Origin of the sequence: Azospirillum ramasamyi (genome assembly GCF_003233655.1) — a bacterium.
Classification (GTDB): Bacteria; Pseudomonadota; Alphaproteobacteria; order Azospirillales; family Azospirillaceae; genus Azospirillum; species Azospirillum ramasamyi.
The window spans coordinates 1590402-1610293 of the sequence record NZ_CP029829.1; the positions used below are offsets into that span (position 1 = coordinate 1590402).

Consider the following 19892-nt stretch of genomic DNA (forward strand, 5'->3'; position numbering starts at 1 on the left):
ATTCGCCAGCTGCCCCAAGGACCGGGCGCCGGGCGGCATGTGCCGCCGCCCACCCGGACCGGTCACGATTAAGCTCAGATCATCCCATAAGGGATCGTCCCCTACGGGATCAGCCGCCGATGACGGCCTGGATCTTCTGCTTCAGCGTGTCGGCGTTGAAAGGCTTGACGATGTAGTTGTTCACGCCGGCCTGCTTGGCGGCGATCACGTTCTCGGTCTTGCTCTCGGCGGTGACCATGATGAAGGGCGTCCCCGCCAGCTTCGCGTCGGCGCGGATTTCCTTCAGCAGCTGGAGGCCGGTCATCGGCTCCATGTTCCAGTCGGAAATGATGAGGCCGAACTTGCTCTCACGCAGCTTCGCCAGCGCCGACACACCGTCGCCGGCCTCGTCGATGTCGGTGTAGCCGATCTGGGTCAACAGGTTCCGCACGATGCGCCGCATTGTGGCGTAATCATCGACGACGAGGATCTTCATCTAGACGTCTCCGCAATATTCCGTTGCCGGTTTCTGTCCGGCTGTTACGCCCACCCGGCGCGGGGGCTGCGCCGTAATCCGGGAAATGATGCCGACTGTAGTGCCCTAACCGCCGCCAAAAGTCATCCCCTCGGGACACACTGCATCAGGCTGGTAAAGAACGTGTTACCACGCGGGTCATCAACTTGCCGAATCAGGGCTGTCCCCAAATTCTTTCATGGTCGATTACCTCTGCGACACGCCCGAGAGGGCGGCCGCACCCGATCCGATGCGGTCTCCCCCCGCTCACAGCGGCGCCGTCGCCCCGGCGAGCCAGCGGCGGGCCGCCTCGTCCAGCAGGGGGGACAGCGACTCGCGTACCCGCGCATGATAGGCGTCGACCCAGGCGGCCTCCGCATCGGTCAGCAGTTCGCGCTCGATCAGCGCGCGGTCGATCGGCACCAGGGTCAGCGGTTCGAACTCCAGCATCTGGCGCTCCGCGCCGAACTCCAATGTCGGACGCTCCGCGCCGGCAAGCGCCCCCTGCGGTTCCGCCGGCTGGACGACGATCAGGTTCTCGATGCGGATGCCGTAGGCGCCGGTCTTGTAATAGCCGGGCTCGTTGGACAGGATCATGCCCGGCTGCAGCGCCACCGGGTTGCCGACCTTGGAGATGCGCTGCGGCCCCTCATGCACCGACAGGAAGCTGCCGACGCCGTGGCCGGTGCCATGGTCGTAGTCCAGCCCCGCCTGCCACAGCGGCATCCGCGCCAGCGCGTCCAGCTGCGAACCGGTGGTGCCGCGCGGAAAGCGCGCGGTGGACAGCGCGATGTGGCCCTTCAGCACGCGGGTGAAGCGGTCGCGCATCTCCGCGGCCATTGCCGGATCGGGCACGCCGACCGCCAGCGTGCGGGTGACGTCGGTGGTGCCGTCCAGATACTGGGCGCCGCTGTCCAGCAGGAACAGGCTGCCCGGTTCCAGCCGTCGGTCGGTTTCCGGCGTGACGCGGTAATGGACGATGGCGCCGTTCGGCCCCGCTCCGGCGATGGTGTCGAAGCTGACGCCGCGGAACCGCTCGTTCTCCCGCCGGAAGGCCAGCAGCCGCTCCACCACCGCAAGCTCGGTCAGCCCGCCCTGCGGCGCCTCCTCCGAGAACCAGTGCAGGAAACGGACGATGGCGGCGCCGTCGCGGGTGTGGGCGGCACGGGTGCCGGCCAGCTCCGCCGCGTTCTTGCAGGCCTTGGGCAGGGCGCAGGGATCGCCGTCGCGCTCCACCTTCGCGCCGGCCAGATGCAGCCGGTCGACGATCCAGGCCGAGGTGCAGGTCGGGTCAGCCAGCACGCGGGCGGAGCCGCGGGCGACGGCGTCCAGCGCCGGCCCGAACTCCTCCACCGGCCGCACCCGCACCTGGTTGCCCAGATGGGCGCGGGTCTGCGGCGCCAGCTTGCGCGGGTCGAGGAACAGCTCCACCGACGCATCGGCCGACAGGATGGCGAAGGACAGCGGCAGCGGCGTGCAGGGCACGTCGGCGCCGCGGATGTTCAGCAGCCAGGCGATGCTGTCCGGCTGGGTCAGCACCGCGGCGGCGATGCCCGACCGTCCCAGTTCCTCGGCCAGTCGGGCGCGCTTGTCGGCGGAGCTTTCGCCGGCGAAGGCCTCGTCCTGCGGCACCACGGGGGCGAGAGGGGCCGGCAGCTGGCCCTGCCACACCGAATCGAGCGGATTGTCCTCGCAGGGGATCAGCAGGATGCCGGCGCGTTCCAGGGCGGCGCGGGTCTTCTCCACCCAGCCGATGGTGTGCAGCCAGGGATCGAAGCCGAAGCGCCCGCCTTCCGGCAATGCCGCGACGATCCAGTCGGTCAGCGGATCCTCGACCAGATGCTTGTACTCGTACAGGTCGGACGGCACCTCGCCGCGGACCTGCAGGGTATAGCGGCCGTCGACGAAGATCGCGGCGCGGTCGGACGTCACCGCCGCGTTGCCGGCGGAGCCGGTGAAGCCGGTCAGCCAGCCCAGCCGCTGGGCGCGCTGCGGCACATACTCGCCCTGATGCTCGTCGCCGCGCGGAACAACGAAGCCGTCGAGTTCCCGGCGCTTCAGCGCGGCGCGCAGGTCGGCCAGCCGTTGCGCCGGATCCGGCCGGGCCGCCGGGGCCTCCGCCGCGAGGACCGCCTTCAGCGCCTGGAGCTGCTCGGCCAATGCCGGCGGCAGGGGGTCGCCCACCAGCACCAGCCAGGCAGCCGGGTCCTCCCCCTCCGGCGCCGCCAGCACGCCGGCCAGCAGCGCGCGGACATCCGCGGGGGAGCGGCCGGTCCCGGCCTCGGTCAACAGGGTCGCAAGGGCGTCGTCGCCACGGTAAGCGCCGGAGGGAATCGCGCTGGACACGGAACGTGTTCCTCGGAAGGGTGAAGCCTGTGACCCCAGGCTAGGCACCCGGCCGGTCCCGCGCAAGCGGCGGGGTGACGGCTATGCCGGTTGAGGTGGGGGGTTCCCCTGAACCGGCAGCCCCGCGTCGTCCGGCAGCCCCAGCCGCTCCAGCACGCGCTTGCGCGCCTCGCCGCGCTCGATGTCGGACACGTGCAGCAGGCCGCCGATGCGGCGCAGCAGGCTGGCCTCCAGGTCGTTCAGCTCGCCGTCGGCGTAAACGACCTCCCACAGCATCTCGATGATCCACAGGCGCCGGTCGGGCGGGCAGCGGTCCATGATGATGCTGACGTAGCGGTGGTAGGGCGACACGTCCTCGGTGTCGAAGACGGCGGCGGACAGCAGGTCCTGCGCCTCCTCCTCGTTCAGGTGGAAGTGGCGCTGCGTGACGGCGAGGATGCGGTCGCGCTCCGCCTGGGTGATGGTGTCGTCGGAGCGCGCGGCCTCGACCATCAGGGCGGCGGCGGCGGCCTGCAGGGCGTCCTCGCCCGGCTCGGCGCCGCCGTCGCCGCCTGCGAACAAGGACCGGATGCGGTTCAGCATGGTGGTTCCCCAGGTGAATGTCGGGACATCGTCCCTAGGGAAGTCGCGACCCGGCCCTCCGGTTTCAACAGCCCCTGGCTTAGCGCTTGACCACAAGAGTGGTCCATTCCCCGACCGGGATGCGCGCGACGAGTCGAAGGCCCTGGTTGCGGTGGGCCTGGATGACGTGGCGTTCCTGCCGGTTCAGCAGGCCGGCCAGCACGGCATAGCCGCCCTTCTTCAGGTGGCGGCGCAGCTGCGGCGCCATGCGCGACAGCGGGCGGGCCAGGATGTTGGCGGTGATCAGCGTGTAGGGCTTGTGCCGCGACACGATGCGGGTGTGGTAGCCGTCGCCGCCCTGGGCGCGGATCATGCCCTTCTGCCCGTTCAGCGCCGCGTTGATGCGGGTGACGCGCACGGCCTCCGGGTCGATGTCGACGGCGGTCACCGGCACGCGCCAGCGCTTGGCAACCGCCAGCGCCAGGATGCCGGAGCCGCAGCCCATGTCGAGCGCGCCGCGCCGGCCGCCGCGCGGCAGCTTCAGATGGCGCGACAGCCGGTCGAGCGCCTGCAGGCAGCCGTTGGTCGACCCATGCTCGCCCGTGCCGAAGGCGGTGGCGGCATCCACCAGCAGCGGGATGCTGCCGGCCGGCACGACGCCCTCATGGTGGGAGCCGTGGACGAAGAAACGGCCGGCGCGAATCGGCGGGAATCCCTGGTAGCTGTGCGACACCCAGTCGATGGGCGGCAGGTTCTCGACCGCCAGCCGCGGCTCCTCGATCCCCAGCGCCTTGGCCAGCACGGCGACGCGCGACTGCAGACGCGCCTCGTCCGGGGCGCCGTACAGCGTCGCCTCGACCAGCCATTCGCCGCCCTCCTCCAGTTCGAAGGTCGACACCGCATCGGCATGGTCCCCCACCGCCTCGGCGAAGGCGGGCGCATGGGCTTCGGGAACGACCAGCGCGATGCGCCAGAGCGGGGTTTGCGACATGACAGGGACTTTCCGACGACGACGCGATGAGAAGCGGCGTTTTTAGCATCAAGCCGGAAAGACACCAAGGATTCCGGATGCCTCCCGGCTTCGATGGAAACCCCTACCGTCCCGACAGCCGGTCGGCGATGTCGTGCATGCCCTGGGCGCGCAGGACCGACTGGCGATGGCGCAGCAGACGCCGCTCCAGCGCCTTCTCCATCGCCGCCCCGCCCAACGGCGCGCCGTCCGCCCCCTTCAGCCGCTCGGCGAGATCGCGGGTGAGCACGCCTTCCGCCTTCGCGTCGCGGCGGTCGAGCGGCTGGTCGCCGGCGACGCTCCGGCGCAGCCGTTCCAGCAGGACGTCCCGGCTTTGCGGCGCGCGGCCCTGCAGGGCGAGGCGGCAGACCCGGCGCAGCGACCCGGCCATCGGCGCCAGCGCCGGGTCGGGATCGCGATCGAACAGCGCGTCGGCCAGCGCGCAGAGCCCGGCATGCAGGCTGGGCTGCGCGCCCAGCAGTTCCTTCATCGTGTCGGCGGAGCCCATGACGTCGGCGACCACCCCGTCCAGCAGGGCCATATGCCTCGGCCACACTTCCTCGTCGATCATCGCCAGCAGCAGGTCCAGCTTGCCGGCCAGCGTCCCGCCGCCTTCCAGATGCCGGCACAGCAGGATCAGGAACAGCGCGTCATGGCCCGCCTCCCCCACCGCCTCCTCGATCCTGTTGCTGGTGCCCGGCAGGTCGGCGGCGTCGAAGCGCGGCAGCCGGCGCCGTTCGGCCAGGGTGTCGCGGGCGGTCCCGGCGACCGCCTCCACGAGCTGCCGCAATTCGCGGGCGCGGGCGGCGTGCGGCATGCCGTGAAGTTCGGCATGGTGGCGGGCCACCGCATGGATGGCGGCCCCCAGCAGCCCGCCCTGTTCGTCCAGACGGCGGAACAGCGGCCAGGAATGCAGCAGTTCGGTCGGCGTGATGCGCTGCGCGTCCAGATAGGGGCGCAGAAGCCGGCCGATGACGACCCGGCTTTCGAACCCGCGCAGGTCGTCCGGCTTGCGGCAGACCGGCGCCCCCTCCGCCGTGCCGCCCAGGGTCAGGCCCTTGCGCGCGGTCTGGGGAACGGTCTTGTGCAGGATCACCGTTTCCAGCGACAGGCCGGCGATGGTGCGGAACTTCACCACCTTCGCCTCCTCCACCCCGGACGCTGCCAGCTGGGAGCGGGCGGCCGACAGGGCCGCCTCCTGGTCCGTGTAGGCGCCCTCGATGAGCCAGCGCCCTTCACGGCGGCTCTGCACCTCGTAACTGACGCTGCCCGTTCCGAACACGGCGGACGATCTCCGGCTCCATTGCAATGCTGCAATATTGACCGGCGGCGGGGGGCGCGGCTGTGACGGCCGTCACAGCGCGGCAAACCGTCAGCCGGCCTTTTCGGCGGGCACGACGAAGCTGTCCATCACCTTCTTGCTGCCGGAATGGTCGAATTCGATCTCCAGCTTGTCCTCCGCCACCGCGGTGACCGTGCCGTAACCGAATTTCTGGTGGAACACGCGCGCCCCCTTGGCGAAGGGAGCATCGGGCCGCGCCCGCGGCGCCACGGCATAGGCGCCCTGGTCCAGCGTGATCGTCTTGGGCGCCGGCGCCTGCCGGGTGGAGCCGCGGAACTGGAAACCGCCCGAGCCGCCCGAGCCGCCTCCGCCCCCTCCATAGCTGCCGAAACCTCCGCCAAAGCTGCCGCGCCCGCCGCTGCCGGCGAACAGGCCGTTGGCGGCCTCGGCCTCCACATTGTCCTGGGGGATTTCCTCGACGAAGCGGGACGGCACGGCGCTGACCCAGTTGCCGTAGAGCCGGCGGTTGGCGGCATGGCTGACATAGGCGCGGCGGCGCGCGCGGGTCAGGCCGACATAGGCCAGCCGCCGCTCCTCCTCCAGCCCGGCGATTCCGGTCTCGTCCAGCGCGCGCTGGTTGGGGAACACACCCTCCTCCCAGCCCGGCAGGAAGACATGGTCGAACTCCAGCCCCTTGGCGCCGTGCAGGGTCATCACCGTGACCTGCTCGATCCCGGCGGCCTCGGCATTCTCCATCACCAGCGCGACATGCTCCAGGAAGCCCGGCAGGTTCTCGAACTCCGCCATGGCGGTGATGAGTTCCTTCAGGTTCTCCAGCCGGCCGGGAGCCTCGGGCGTCTTGTCCTCCTGCCACATGCGGGTGTAGCCGGACTCGTCGAGGATGGTGCGGGCAAGCTCGGTGTGCGGCACCGTCGCCATCAGGGTCCGCCAGCGGAAGAAGTCCTGCAGAAGCCCGCGCAGGGTGGCGCGCAGCTTCGGCTTCAGCTCGTCCGTCTCGGTCAGCGCCCAGCCGGCCTCGGTCAGCGACAGCCCCTGCGCCCGCGCCGCGGTGTAGAGGGTCTGCATGGCGGCCGGGCCGACGCCGCGCTTGGGCAGATTGACGATGCGTTCGAAGGCGAGGTCGTCGTCGCCGGAATTGACGACGCGGAAATAGGCCAGAGCGTCGCGGATTTCCTGCCGCTCGTAGAAGCGCGGACCGCCCAGCACCTTGTAAGGCAGGCCGAGCGTGATGAAGCGTTCTTCGAACTCGCGGGTCTGGAAGCCGGCGCGGACCAGCACCGCGATCTGCGCCAGCGACGTGCCCTTGCGCTGCAGCGCCTCGATCTCCTCGCCGACCCAGCGCGCCTCCTCCTCGCCGTCCCACACCGCCTTGACCTTGACCGGCTCGCCGCCGTCGGCCTCGGTCCACAGCGTCTTGCCGAGACGCCCCTGGTTGTTGGCGATCAGGCCCGATGCCGCCGCCAGGATATGGCCGGTGGAGCGGTAGTTCTGCTCCAGCTTGATGATGGTGGCGCCGGGGAAGTCGGTCTCGAAGCGCAGGATGTTGCCGATCTCGGCGCCACGCCAGGCGTAGATCGACTGATCCTCGTCACCGACGCAGCAGATATTCTTGTGGGCCTGGGACAGTATCCTGAGCCACAGATACTGCGCGACGTTGGTGTCCTGATACTCGTCGACCAGCAGATACTTGAACTTGCGGTGATACTCCGCCAGCACGTCCGGATGGTTCTGGAAGATGGCGAGGTTGTGCAGCAGCAGGTCGCCGAAATCGCAGGCGTTCAGGGTGCGCAGCCGCTCCTGATAGGCGCGGTAGATCGCCACCACGCGGCCGCCGGCCACATCGCCGCCGTCGGCGTCGCCGAGACGGTCGGGGGGCAGGCCGCGGTCCTTCCACCGTTCGATGGCGCCCAGCACCTGCCTGGGCGGCCATTTCTTGGAATCGATGTTCTCCGCTGCCAGAAGCTGCTTGATCAGCCGCACCTGATCGTCGGTGTCGAGGATGGTGAAGTTCGACTTCAGCCCGACCAGTTCGGCATGGCGGCGCAGGATGCGGGCGGCCAGCGCGTGGAAGGTGCCGAGCCACCAGCCCTCCGGCTCGATCCCCACCAGATGGGCGACACGCTCGCGCATTTCGCGGGCGGCCTTGTTGGTGAAGGTCACCGCCAGGATCTGGAAGGCGGCGGCGCGGCGCGTCATCAGCAGATGAGCCAGCCGGGTGGTCAGCACCCGCGTCTTGCCGGTGCCGGCGCCCGCCAGGACCAGAACCGGCCCGTCCAGCGCCTCCACCGCCGCCCGCTGGGTCGGGTTCAGCCCGTCCAGATAGGCGAAGCGCTGCGCCGCGCTTGGAATGCCCGTGGCCGAAGCGGCGGCGGGGGGAGCGGCATGGCTCAACGGATCGTCGTCGTACGCGTCTGACATGGGTGGCCCGGCTTGGGGGAAAGATGAAAAATCGGCTCAAGCATGGGAATGCTGTCTTGCGGTTGGAACGTATATAGCACGGCGCGTCCGGGCACGAACCCCGCGACGGACCGCGCCCCCCATTCGGAATTGCGCGTTCGCGCATCCGAACCTAGGCCGAAGGGCGGACGCTCAGGACATACCACCCCAACCTTCGGGCGGGGCACAATGCTCGCGCGGTCTATGCCAGCGGGCATGAAAGTCCCGCCATATTGCAGGCGAGAAACATGACCAAGTCAGAGACCAGTGGTTAACGATTTCCCCTTTTCTGTCACAGTCCATTATTCCACCCACCCATCAAAGTTCGATTTATGTCCGCATCTTGTCTTATCCGGGCTTACGGCATATGCCCATTGCTCGACGCGAAATTTACCTAAGCGAAATTTTGCGCCGCGCAAATCGGGGGTATCTATGGATCACAACGAGGCACCCCCGAACCCTGAGGGGGGAGCGGGCCGGAAGCGGGAGCGGACGGTCGGGGATGCCCCGGAAGCGCCATTCGGCGCCACTTTGATCGGAACGGAACAAAAGGCGGGCTGAGACCATGGATGCCATCAACGTTTTCCTCATCGATGCCAACAAGCTTTTCCGTGAAGGCATGAAGCGCCTGTTCGAGGGTACGTCCTTCAACGTGGTCGGCGAGGCCGGCAGCCTGCGCGAAGGCCTGACGGCGCTCGGCACCGGCAGCACCCCCGACCTGATCCTGATCGATCTGCCGAGCGGCGCCGACGAGGAAGTCGAAGCGATGCGCACGCTGCGCGAAGGCCATCCGTCGATCCGGATCGTCATTCTGACCAACGATCTCGAAACCCGCCGCCTGTCGGCCGCGCTGGGCGCCGGCGCCGGCGGCTACCTGCTGAAGGACATCGCCTGCGAGGCGCTGATGCAGTCGCTGAAGCTGGTGATGATGGGCGAGAAGGTGTTCCCGACCCATCTGGCCGAACTGCTGGTCAGCGGCCGCACCGAGGACATGGGCGCCGAACTGCCGACCCGCCGCAAGGGCCTGTCGCAGCGCGAGGTGCAGATCCTGCGCTGCCTGCTGAACGGCAACAGCAACAAGATGATCGCCAACCACCTGAACATCACGGAAGCCACCGTGAAGGTTCACCTGAAGAGCCTGCTGCGCAAGATCAACGCGTCCAACCGCACCCAGGCCGCCATCTGGGCGCTGAACAACGGCATCGGCGACCAGGGCGCCGAGGCGGGCGTCGCCGCCGCCACGGTCTGACAGCCACCATCTGACAGACGCAATCCGACGACAGCCGTCCGATCCTCATCCGACAGCGTTTCGCCAAAGGTCTCGCCCGCCATCCGTTCCGGCCGCCCGCCCCTTCCATCCGGGGCGGACGGCCGGCGGGGCGGCGCGGCGCCGTTCCCGATTCCGGCGTCAAGGCGATTGACGTTCCGTTTCGGATGCCCCCGTTTCGGACGCTTATGGGCGCGGGCATAGAGGAAGCGGTCTAAGACCAAAAGCGAACTACAGCGTCAGGGTGGCCGTGCCTATGTGAACCCCCGGGCCGATGACGCCATCCCGGTGACCCATCGCCGCAACCTTCCTGGAAATGCCCGCGATGAACGTGCTGATCGCCGACGATCACCTGCTGTTCCGAGACGGTCTGCGCCGCCTGCTGGCGCAATTCGACGCCGACATGACCTTTTTCGAGGCAAGCACCTATGACGAGGTGCGGTCCCTCTGCGACGGGACGAGACCCTTCGACCTGATCCTGCTCGATCTCGGGATGCCGGGCTGGAACGGCTTCTCGGCGCTGGGCGACATCCATGTCAACCTGCCCAAGGCGCTGCTGGTGGTGGTGTCGGGATCGGAGAAGCGTTCCGACCTTCTGGCCGCGCTGGAGAACGGCGCCGCCGGTTACATCCCGAAATCCTCCAGCGCCAAGGTGCTGCTGGGCGCGCTGCAACTGGTGCTCGCCGGCGGCATCTATCTTCCCGAACAGGCGATCCGCGGCGGCGACCGCGTCGACCAGATGCAGGGCGGCTATGGCGGCGGCGCTGCGGGCGACCAGATGGACGACACCGCTGCGATCGGCAACGGCAGCGGCGGCGGTGACCAGCTGACACCGCGCCAGCGCGACGTTCTGGCCCGTCTGCGCGACGGCAAGTCCAACAAGCAGATCGCCCATGAACTGGGGCTGACGGAGGGCACGGTGAAGGTCCATGTCACCGCCATCCTGCGGCATCTGGGCGTGCGCAACCGCACCCAGGCCGCGCTGACGGCGCAGAGCCTGTGAGCCGCGAAGCGGCACTTCCCCCACGGTAAATCCCTGGAATCGAAAGAACGCTGCGCCATCCCCGCGAAAGCGGGGATCCAGCAAGCTTCGCGATACCGGCGGCGCCTAAAGCTGCGCCCGCTCCACCGCGGAAACCAGGGCCAGCAAAGCGCCACGCAATTCGGCGGCATGGGTGCGCGGGCGGACGGCGGCGGCATCGGGCACCGCGACGACGGTCAGCGTCCGGCAGCCGGTCAGCCGGCTCTCCAGCCGGGAGAACAGCTCCGCCGGTTCGCTTCCCTGCATCAGGGTCACCGGCAGCCGCACCGCCGGCAGTTCCGCCTCCAGCTCGCTGATGCGGCTGGTCAGGTCCACGGGCCGCGGCCGGCCGAAATGCGCGGACAGCGCGTTCCAGCGCCGCCGCAGCGGCGATTCGGCCCCGACATCGTCGACGATCATCACGCCGCCGACCTGATCCGGAAAATCCAGCGCCGCGACGATGGCGAGCGGCGCCGTCATCGCGCTCGCCACCAGCACCGGCCGCCGCCCTCCCCGCTCCACCAGCATCGACGACAGCCGCGCCGCGCCGGAGGCGGGCAAGGTCAGCCATTCCTGGCCCGACGGGACATGGTCGAGCAGGCGCCACCAGGCGCCCTTGCCGGGATGGAGGAAGATCACCCGCCGGCCCGACGGGTCGCCCGCCCGGTCGGCCGTGCGTTCGCCGGTTGCGCCTACACCGATGCCGGCATCCATCCGGTCCGACGCCGTGCCGTTCACCACGAAACGGATGGACTCTGCCCGCCCGGCGCGGACGGTGGAGGGCTGGGTGTGAAAGAACACGATCGGGTTCCCCGGTGCTGGCATTCCGCGATGGGACGTTCCCACCGCCGACGCCAAACCTAACGAAGCCGAACGCAAGTCGTCCCGTACGATAAATCGGGCAAAACCCTTAACACGGCCCGAAAGCCGTTCTGTCCGCAAAAGGTTTCAGCCGCCGCCGAAACGGCTCAAAAGCAAACCAAATTCCAATACTTGCGGGTCCAATACTTACCGGCGCCGTCTTGTGGCCGCTACGGTCGAGCGTCGTTCAATGCAGCGTCACCTCGATCTCCTCACCGTCCGGCGCCACCGCCATCGGGCGGCGCAGTTCCCCCGCCAGGCTTCGCCATTCCGGTGCCCCGCCCAGCTGTTGCAGCAACTGCGCGGTGAAGGCGAAGACCGCATGCTCCAGAGGCCCGTTGTCCTCGGCATGGGCATTGACGGTCAGGCAGGATTCGGCAGCGCTCTCGAAGATGGCGGCGGCGGCGCTGGCGCCCGGCCCGGGATCGGGCAGCGGGATCGCCTTCGGCTTTTCCCCGCTCACGCGCAGGCGCGACAGGTTGTCGGCCAGCAGGCGGGTGCGGATGGCGTTGTCGACCGCGGCGGCCATGGTGTAGCCGGCCTCTTCCTCGACGGTGGCGCGCAGAACGCGCAGGCCGGCGATCAGCCCGCGGGCGACGTCGTCGCCGCTGCCGCGCTTGGCTGCGGCCGCGACGGCGGTGCCGAGGATGGCGGCGACCACCGGCGACAGCGATTCGCCTTCGTGCGGCATGTTCGGCGCATCGGCGCCGGCATCGGTGTTCAAAGCCTCGTTCATGCGGCCTCCGATCCGTATGGTCCGGAAATGAGCGGCCCGCCGGCGGTGCTGCCGCCGGTAGACCCGTCCGGACGCGTCGTCATGATGCCTCTACCGGATCTGTGGACCCTGCGGATCCGGTTCAAGGCATGGATGGCATGAACCTCCCCCTCTTTCGCGCCGCCGGACGGGGTGCCCCTTCATTGCAGCCATTCCCGCAATCGGATGCCGGCCCTCTGGTCCGCGGGTTGGGCCATCCCCACATCTGCGGCGAAAGGGAGGGTTCGAGTCATGCCTCTGCTTAGTTTTCTCCTCAACGTGCTGTGGTTGCTCACGGGCGGTATCTGGATGGCGCTCGGCTGGCTCCTGGCCGCGGTCCTGATGGCTCTGTCCATCATCGGCCTGCCCTGGGCCCGGTCCGCCCTGACGATCGCCCATTACACCTTGCTTCCCTTTGGACAAACCGCCGTACGCCGGGATGAGTTCCGCGGGCGCGAGGACTTGGGTACCGGCGCCCTGGGCTTCATCGGCAACGTGGTGTGGTTCGTGCTGGCCGGCTGGTGGCTGGCCATCGGCCATCTGATCACCGCGGTCGGCCTCGCCATCACCATCATCGGCCTGCCCTTCGCCTGGGCGCATCTGAAGCTGGCCCTGCTGGCGCTCTGGCCCGTCGGCACCGAAATCGTGCCGGCCGACCACGCCGACCGCCGCCGCATGCCGGGCCGGATCTGACGCTTCGCCGAAGGGTCGGGGCAGCCGTCGCGGCGGGGCTGCCCCCCGGACCGTCACCGCGCGTCGGTTCCGCGCGAACATCGTCGCAGGCGCGAAAGTTACGGCGCCGTAACAGATGCCCAGCCCATTAACCGTTACTAAAGGATATTCGCCCGAAACTGTCGGCATATATCGGTGTGGTTTCAGCTTTTCGGAACGAGAGGACGTCGCGTCTCATGTCTTGGCTGTCTATCTTTTCCGGGGGCAACAAGGGGTCCGGCGACGCGAAACCCAGCGCCGGGCCGCAGCGGGAGCGCCCATCCGCTCCGCCGACCATCGTCATCGACCACCACGAGTATGTGCCGGAGGAATTCGTCCTCGGCTCCTTCCGCATCCGCCCCTATGACGGCGACCTGATCGCCAAGCAGAAGTTCGATTTCCGCCTGCAGTTCGACCTTGGCGGCGACCCCGTCGACGTCTCCTGCATCGGCATGGTGGTGAAGCTGACCGAGGAGGCCGGCCTCGTCGCCCGCTACCAGTCGCCCCAGCCCTTCTACGAACGCAAGCTGATCGAGTACATGAAGGCGCTGAAGGGCCTGTAAGCGCCCGATCCCGCCCGAAGTTGGTGGTGACGGACGCCGGCCGCCACTATATCTATGGGCATGCCGATCCGTCTGCTCCCCGAAACACTGGTCAACCGCATCGCCGCCGGCGAGGTGGTCGAACGTCCCGCCGCCGCCGTCAAGGAGTTGGTGGAGAACGCCATCGATGCCGGCGCCACCCGCATCGACGTGGTTGCGCGCGACGGCGGCAAATCGCTGATCGCCGTCACCGACGACGGCTGCGGCATGACCGCGGACGAGCTGGTCCTGGCGGTCGAACGCCACGCCACCTCCAAGCTGCCGGGCGACGACCTGCTCGACATCCGCTCCCTCGGCTTCCGGGGAGAGGCGCTGCCGTCCATCGGCGCCGTCAGTTGCCTGACCATCACCAGCCGCGCCCGCGGCGCCGACAGTGCCTGGAGCCTGACGGTGGATGCCGGCGCCAAGGGCCAGCCGCAGCCGGCGGCGCTCGCCCAGGGCACGCGGATCGAGGTGCGCGACCTGTTCGCCGCCGTGCCGGCCCGGCTGAAGTTCCTCAAGGCCTCGCGCACCGAATACGACCACATCGCCGATTGCCTGGAACGTCTGGCGATGGCCCATCCCGGAGTGGCCTTCACGCTCAGCGACGGCGGGCGCGGCGGCCTGCGGCTGAGCGCGGCGCAGGGCGAGTTGCTGGATGCCCGGCTGACCCGGCTGGGCGCGCTGATGGGCCGCGATTTCCAGGAGAACGCCGTGCCGGTGACGGCGGAGCGCGAAGGCGTGACGCTGGCCGGCTGGATCGGCCTGCCCACCCTGCACCGCCCGACCGCCAAGCACCAGCACCTGTTCGTCAACGGCCGTCCGGTGCGCGACAAGCTGATGGTCGGCGCCGTGCGCGCCGCCTATGCCGATTTCCTGCCGCGCGACCGACACCCGATGCTGGCCCTGTTCCTCGACATCGACCCGCAGGAGGTCGACGTGAACGTCCATCCGGCCAAGGCCGAGGTGCGTTTCCGCGACCAGGGTTTGGTGCGCGGCCTGATCGTCGGGTCGCTGAAGCACGCGCTGGCCGAGGCCGGCCACCGCGCCTCCACCACCGTCGGCCTCGCCACGCTGGGCGCCCTGCGGCCGGAATCGACGGGAGAGGCCGATGGCGGCTTCACCCCCTCCCCCCTCCCCTACGGCCGCTCCGGCGGCGGATCGGGGAGCAGCCCGGGGAGCGGTTGGGGCGGTTCCTACACGCCGGCCGCCGTGCCGCGCGGGCTGGCGGAGCGCTCCGCCGCCTTCCAGGCGCCGGCCCAGACGGGGTTGCCGCCGCTGCAGGGCCGCCTCAGCGGTTTCGGCAACGGTTTCGCCCCCTCGGCCCGGCCGCCGGAATACCGCACCCCCGACCCGTCCGCGCAGAAGCCCGAGCCGCCGCCCGACAGCCACCCGCTGGGCGCGGCGCGGGCGCAGGTCCACACCACCTACATCGTGGCCCAGACCCGCGAGGGCATCGTCATCGTCGACCAGCACGCCGCCCATGAACGGCTGGTCTATGAACGGATGAAGGCCGCCCTGCTGGAAGGCGGCGTGAAGCGCCAGGCCCTTCTAATCCCCGAACTGATCGAACTGGACGAGCCCTCCGCCAACCGCCTGCTGGCCCGCAGCGCCGAACTGGCCGAGCTTGGCCTGGTGATCGAGGGCTTCGGCCACGGCTGCGTCATGGTGCGCGAGGTTCCGGCCCTGCTCGGCCAGTCCGACGTGAAGAACCTGATCCGCGACCTTGCCGAGGAACTGTCCGAACTGGGCGACGCGCTCTCCCTGAAGGAGCGCCTGGAAGAGGTCTGTGCGACCATGGCCTGCCACGGCAGCGTCCGCGCCGGCCGCGCGCTGAGCGTCGACGAGATGAACGCCCTGCTGCGGCAGATGGAGGCGACCCCGCACAGCGGCCAATGCAACCACGGGCGGCCGACCTATGTGGAGTTGAAGCTGGCGGATATCGAGAGGCTGTTCGGGCGGCGGTAGGTTTGTCGCTCCGCCTCTGACCGGGACGAGAGCGCCGCCCCGGCCCAACTTGATGTCGCCTGAACCCCGGTCGCCTGAAATCCTGTCACCCGGCTCCCGTCACTTTTTGGGCTTCTCCTCCGCCTCCGTCCGGCGCAGCAGGTAATCCAGCCCGCCGACCCGGAACCAGCGATAGCCGTAGGCCTCCATCACCAGATGGTGGCGGCCCTCGTCGTCGGGCTCGCTGTGGTCGTCCGACAGCAGGTTGACCAGACGGCAGGTCTCGCCGTGGCCCTCCACGTCCAGCACGATCTCGCAGGGCTTGTCCGACAGGTTGTGCAGGACGACCAGCCCGTTGTTGCGCCAGTCATAGCGCAGCGCCAGAACCTCCGGCCGGCCGGTCGTCAGGATCCGGAAGTCGCCCCATCCGATCTCGGGGCATTCCTTGCGCATGCGGATGATGCGTTCGGTCCAGTTCAGCATCGATTCGGGGTCGCGGCGCTGCACCGCGGCATTCACCCGCTCATATCCGAAGACGCCGCCGCTGATCACCGGGATTTCCGGCTTGTCCGACTTGGTGAAGCCGCCATGCGGTTCGTCCGACCATTGCATCGGCGTGCGGGCGCAGTTGCGCTCCGGCAGCGACAGGTCGTCGCCCATGCCGATCTCGTCGCCATAGCGGATGACCGGCGTCCCCGGCAGGGTGAACATCAGGCTGTAGGCCAGCTCGATCCACCGCCGGTCGTCGTGCAGCATCGGCGCCAGCCGCCGCCGGATGCCTCGCTCGTAGAGCTGCATGTTCTTGTCCGGGCCGAAGGCGGCGAAGACGGCCTGACGCTGCTCCTCGCTCAGGCGGCCGAGATCCAGCTCGTCGTGGTTGCGCAGGAAACAGCCCCATTGGGCGGTGGCCGGGCGCGGCTTCGTCACCTTCAGCGCCTTCGCCAGCGGCCCGGTGTCGGCGGTGGCCAGCGCATAGAACAGGTTCTGGTTGACCTGGAAATTGAACATCATGTGGCAGCGGTCGCCGTCGGACCCGAAATAGTGCAGGTCGTCCTCCGGCAGGATGTTGGCCTCCGCCAGCAACACGGCGTCGCCGCGGCGCCACTGCACGTATTCGCGGAAGCTGCGCAGCATGCCGAACTGCTCCCGCGGCTTGGTCACCTCCGCCCCCTTCTCCGCGATGACGAAGGGAACGGCGTCCATGCGGAACCCGGCGACGCCCAGCTGGATCCAAAAGCCCATGATCTTCAGCAGTTCGGCATGGACCTCCGGGTGGGCGGTGTTCAGGTCGGGCTGGAACTTGTAGAAGCGGTGGAAGTACCAGGCCTTCGCCTCGCGGTCATAGGTCCAGGTGGATTTCTGCACGCCGGGAAAGACCATGCCGGTGTCGGCATTGTCCGGCTTCCTGTCCGACCAGACATACCAGTCGCGATACTTGCTGTTAGGATCGCTGCGCGCCGACTTGAACCAGGGATGCTGGTCGGAGGTGTGGTTGATCACCAGATCGATGATCACCCGGATGCCGCGCTGTTCGCAGGCATGGGTGAACTCCACGAAGTCGCCCAGCGTGCCGTAGCGCGGATCGACCGTGTAATAGTCGGCGACGTCATAGCCGTCGTCCTTCATCGGCGAGGTCTGGAACGGTCCCAGCCACAGGCAGGTCACCCCCAGCCCGTGCAGATAGTCCAGCCGGCGCAGCAGCCCCTGGAAATCGCCGATGCCGTCGCCGTTGGCGTCCATGAAGGTGGCCAGCGACAGATTGTAGATCACCGCATTCTTGTACCAGAGGTCCCCGATCATGGCCGTTCCATCCCGCGTGGTGCCGATGGCGATCGCCGTCCGAATGCGGGATCGACAGGCGGGCAACAGCGGCAACGCCACTTTGGTTACGGACAATCTTGCTGAATGGGCTGACCATTCGGAGCAGTAGCACTGCGGCAAAGTTGCAGGTCTGCCACACGGTATCTGGCATGCAAAACTTTTTGCTAAGGTATGCCAGTTTGCTTATGTTGCAGCACAGCATGACCTTGGCTTGACTGTCGGACCGCACCGTCCGCGGCGGATGCCTTTTGGCGTCATGCTCTGTTGTCCCTAGTCGGTACCCGTCCCTTGCCCCCTCCACGATAAGGATATCCCGCCATGATCGAGACCCAGGCCCTTCTGTTCCTCGCGTTGACCGGCATGATCGGCCACGCCGTCTACATGGCCGCCAGCGGCCGGGGCGGTTTCACCGTGATCGAGCCGGAGAAGGAAGAGACGGAGGAGGAAACCATCCTGTTCACCTCCGACCGCTTCCAGCAGACGCCCCAGAAGAAGCCGGGGACCGAAAAGGGCGAGGATCGTCCCTTCTGGCTTGAATGACGGACGGACCGGGACCGCTTTCGCGTCCCCGGCCCGTCGTCTGTCTTTTCCGCTAGGCCGATCTTTCAGACCGATCCTTTACGTTTGTGCTTTCGACCATCGGCCCATCAGCCGTTGGCGGTACCCGCTGCTGCCCCGACCGGAACCGCACGGGCGGCAGCATCCTGCTCCTCACGGCGTGCCAGTTCTTCGTTACGGGCATGGTGGCGGGCCAACATCGGCTTGAGAACCAGCAGCGCACAGGCCGCGGCGGTGAGGTCCATGGTGGCCGTGACGTACAGCACGGTGGTCCAGGTGCCGGTGGCTTCCATCAGCAGGTTGCCCAGCGGGACCAGCAGGGCGGCGACACCCTTGGCGCAGTAGAGGACGCCGTAGATCTTGCCGGCATGCTTGGTGCCGAAGGTGTCGGCCGAGGTGGCGCTGAAGAGGCTGTACACTTCACCCCAGGCCAGGAAGACCATGCCGCTGAGGATCAGGAACATCATCGGGTCGTGGCCGAACTTGCCCAACATGATGATGCCCAGGCCTTCCAGGGTGAAGGCGACGAACATGGTCGCTTCACGGCCGATGTGGTCGGAGATGAAGCCGAACAGCGGACGGGAGATACCGTTCATCACGCGGTCGAGCATCAGGGCGAAGGGCAGAGCCGCCATCGTGATGCCGAGGATGCTGACCGGTGTCTCCTTCACACCCAGATCGTGGGCGATGACGCCCAGCTGGGCCACAGCCATCAGGCCGCCGGTGACGGTGCCGATGAACATCGCCCACATGACCCAGAACACCGGGGTGCGGAGGGCTTCGCCCAGCGTGTAGTCGCGGCGGCTCTGGGCGACCTTGGTGGAGTGCTTGACCTGCTCCTTCTGCGGCATGCGCAGGAACAGCGAGGCGGCGATGATCATGGCGCCCTGCAGCAGGCCGAACCAGAAGAAGGTCGCCTGATAGCCGCTGCTGGCGATCATCGCGGAGATCGGCAGGATGGTGAGGGCAGAGCCGGCGCCGTAGCCGCCCGCCGTCAGGCCGACCGCCAGACCGCGCTTCTCGGGGAACCACTTCAGCGCGTTGTTGACGCAGGTGGCATACACGCAGCCGACGCCGATACCGCCGATGGCCGAGCCGACATACAGCATGCCGAGCGAGCCCGCATAGCTGTCGATGATCCAGGACAGACCGGTGAAGAAGCCGCCGGCGGCGACGATCACACGGGGGCCGTACTTGTCGATGAAATAACCCTCGATCGGCGTCAACCAGGTTTGCACGACGACGAAGATGGTGAAGGCGGTCTGGATCGAAGCGCGCGTCCAGCCGTGGGTTGCCTGGATTTCCGGGACGAACAGTGTCCAGGCGTACTGGATGTTGGCCGCAGCCACCATGCAGACGATGCCGACGACGATCTGCGTCCAGCGGACCGCGTCTGAAACCGGCGCCTGAGCCGCGCCCGGTTGTGAATTCGTATGAGCCATCGTGCCTCCCAAAAAACTTGCCTGAGCCGGCGACGCGGTCCCTCTCCCGGGGACCGGCACGCCAATCACGATTGCGGAATGACCCGGACGGACCGCTCTTGCTGACGGTTCCTTTCCGGAACTCGGCGCGGATGCCGACAATCGCTCGGAGTTCGATTGTCCCGATTTAGGAATGCCAGATATATAATCTGGTATACCAAAACCGGGGACAAAAAGACCCGGACGGACGGTCCGACGCCGTATGCACACATACTCACAAAGTAAAACTTACTCTCTCCGCCGCTCAGACTGCTCGGTCCACACCCCTTTTTGTGTCCGATCACTCTTTGCGACGCACATCCGGTAAAAAGAAGCCGTGCCGGTACCTGCACGGCCCCCCCAGACGAGGGTGTGCAGTCTTAGGAGATAGATAGATGCCGCCGTTTCCTTAGAGGAACCGCATCGGCGACACATAATCTTTTACTCGGATTGTTTTGGAACTCAACAGTCCATTTCGGCTTTCCGTATGATGGAAAAACGCCGGGAAACGCCTTGGAATTCACGGCCAGCAGCCAGCCCGGCCATCGGCCGCGGCTGCGAAAAATGAAACTCATGCCGCCGGGCATAGGGTCTGACTGACGCCCGGCGGTAAGGCCCGTGCCGGCGCAGGCAAGCGGCGGGACCGCCGCGCCCTCCGTTTCGGGGCGAACGTAGCGCCTGAGGTATCGGGCTTCACACTTGATGGTATAGGGGAGAGGCCGGCAATGCCGGCGGCCGGAACGGCTGGAAGCCGCGCGCCTCG

At 67.9% G+C, this 19892-nt stretch carries 16 protein-coding genes; 6 read left to right on the plus strand and 10 right to left on the minus strand.

Annotated elements, in window-relative coordinates; all coding sequences use genetic code 11:
- Positions 1–109: 109 nt before the first annotated feature.
- The 6 genes from DM194_RS07375 to DM194_RS07400 all read right to left on the minus strand — a co-directional run bounded on the left by DM194_RS07375 (position 110) and on the right by DM194_RS07400 (position 8130).
- A complete protein-coding gene (locus tag DM194_RS07375; protein WP_109108063.1) occupies positions 110–475 on the minus strand; it encodes a chemotaxis response regulator CheY in 366 nt (121 codons plus the stop codon).
- 285 nt (positions 476–760) lie between these two features.
- Positions 761–2839 carry a M24 family metallopeptidase gene (locus DM194_RS07380; RefSeq protein ID WP_111066624.1) on the minus strand — a complete coding sequence of 693 codons (2079 nt, stop codon included), beginning with the start codon at positions 2837–2839 and terminating at the stop codon, positions 761–763.
- Between the two features lie 81 nt (positions 2840–2920).
- Positions 2921–3421, minus strand: coding sequence for a tellurite resistance TerB family protein (locus DM194_RS07385; protein ID WP_111066625.1), 501 nt, complete (start codon positions 3419–3421; stop codon positions 2921–2923).
- Positions 3422–3500: 79 nt separating this feature from the next.
- Positions 3501–4391 carry a 50S ribosomal protein L11 methyltransferase gene (locus DM194_RS07390; RefSeq protein ID WP_111066626.1) on the minus strand — a complete coding sequence of 297 codons (891 nt, stop codon included), beginning with the start codon at positions 4389–4391 and terminating at the stop codon, positions 3501–3503.
- Positions 4392–4494: 103 nt separating this feature from the next.
- Positions 4495–5691: a hypothetical protein gene (locus DM194_RS07395; protein ID WP_111066627.1), complete on the minus strand. Its 1197-nt coding sequence runs from the start codon at positions 5689–5691 to the stop codon at positions 4495–4497.
- A 90-nt stretch (positions 5692–5781) separates the two neighbouring features.
- Positions 5782–8130: an ATP-dependent helicase gene (locus DM194_RS07400; RefSeq protein ID WP_111066628.1), complete on the minus strand. Its 2349-nt coding sequence runs from the start codon at positions 8128–8130 to the stop codon at positions 5782–5784.
- 583 nt (positions 8131–8713) lie between these two features.
- On the opposite strand from DM194_RS07400, the gene DM194_RS07405 reads away from it, so the two are divergent.
- Together DM194_RS07405 and DM194_RS07410 are read left to right on the plus strand one after the other, a co-directional pair.
- Complete coding sequence (locus tag DM194_RS07405) at positions 8714–9397, plus strand: LuxR C-terminal-related transcriptional regulator (RefSeq protein ID WP_111066629.1); 684 nt, start codon at positions 8714–8716, stop codon at positions 9395–9397.
- 343 nt (positions 9398–9740) lie between these two features.
- Entirely contained in the window at positions 9741–10418 is a 678-nt protein-coding gene (locus DM194_RS07410) for a LuxR C-terminal-related transcriptional regulator (protein ID WP_111066630.1), read from the plus strand.
- Positions 10419–10523: 105 nt separating this feature from the next.
- On the opposite strand, the gene DM194_RS07415 is transcribed toward DM194_RS07410, so the two are convergent.
- A complete protein-coding gene (locus DM194_RS07415; RefSeq protein ID WP_111066631.1) occupies positions 10524–11237 on the minus strand; it encodes an alpha/beta fold hydrolase in 714 nt (237 codons plus the stop codon).
- Between the two features lie 247 nt (positions 11238–11484).
- Positions 11485–12033, minus strand: a complete 549-nt coding sequence (locus DM194_RS07420) for a hypothetical protein (RefSeq protein WP_111066632.1) — start codon at positions 12031–12033, stop codon at positions 11485–11487.
- A 270-nt stretch (positions 12034–12303) separates the two neighbouring features.
- Between DM194_RS07420 and DM194_RS07425 the strand changes: the two genes are divergently transcribed.
- The 3 genes from DM194_RS07425 (at position 12304) to mutL (ending at position 15311) form a co-directional block, all read left to right on the plus strand.
- Positions 12304–12744, plus strand: coding sequence for a YccF domain-containing protein (locus DM194_RS07425; protein WP_111066633.1), 441 nt, complete (start codon positions 12304–12306; stop codon positions 12742–12744).
- Between the two features lie 215 nt (positions 12745–12959).
- Positions 12960–13325, plus strand: coding sequence for a hypothetical protein (locus DM194_RS07430; RefSeq protein ID WP_111066634.1), 366 nt, complete (start codon positions 12960–12962; stop codon positions 13323–13325).
- Positions 13326–13385: 60 nt separating this feature from the next.
- Positions 13386–15311, plus strand: coding sequence for a DNA mismatch repair endonuclease MutL (gene mutL / locus DM194_RS07435; protein ID WP_111067822.1), 1926 nt, complete (start codon positions 13386–13388; stop codon positions 15309–15311).
- A gap of 99 nt (positions 15312–15410) precedes the next feature.
- Here mutL and DM194_RS07440 read toward each other — a convergent pair whose 3' ends face one another.
- Positions 15411–17090 (minus strand): alpha-amylase family protein, encoded by a 1680-nt coding sequence (locus DM194_RS07440; protein ID WP_111066635.1) that lies wholly within the window; start codon positions 17088–17090, stop codon positions 15411–15413.
- 339 nt (positions 17091–17429) lie between these two features.
- Between DM194_RS07440 and DM194_RS07445 the strand changes: the two genes are divergently transcribed.
- Positions 17430–17651: a hypothetical protein gene (locus DM194_RS07445; RefSeq protein ID WP_111066636.1), complete on the plus strand. Its 222-nt coding sequence runs from the start codon at positions 17430–17432 to the stop codon at positions 17649–17651.
- A 107-nt stretch (positions 17652–17758) separates the two neighbouring features.
- On the opposite strand, the gene oxlT is transcribed toward DM194_RS07445, so the two are convergent.
- Positions 17759–19111, minus strand: coding sequence for an oxalate/formate MFS antiporter (gene oxlT / locus DM194_RS07450; protein ID WP_111066637.1), 1353 nt, complete (start codon positions 19109–19111; stop codon positions 17759–17761).
- Positions 19112–19892 lie beyond the last annotated feature (781 nt).